A 267-nucleotide genomic window follows, 5' to 3' on the forward strand; every position below is an offset into this window, starting at 1 on the left:
TGAGGAGTTAAGCAAGCGGGGTTTTGAGCTTCATCAGGCTCTGCGGCACACAAAACAAGGAGCACCCATGGGGTGCTCCTTGCAGGCATCAAGCCTCGATCGGCGCGCGCCAGTCGTCCGCACCGGAGGTGCCGGCGACGGTGTGCTCCCAGTCAATCTTGCGATAGGCCAGGGAGACCTGGATCAGCTGGGTGAAGTCAGCCTTCGCCGGATCCTGGCAGTGGGGCATCTGGCAGTCGATGTCGACGATGGTGGCATCGGTCAGCA

Annotated in this window: 1 pseudogene; it reads right to left on the reverse strand. The window is 61.8% G+C overall.

Annotated features, from left to right (window positions below):
• Positions 1–88: 88 nt before the first annotated feature.
• Positions 89–267: pseudogene (hcp1, locus tag ACW5W7_RS21355) on the reverse strand (type VI secretion system effector Hcp1); the annotation flags it as partial.

The sequence above is a fragment of the Aeromonas intestinalis genome (genome assembly GCF_054052485.1).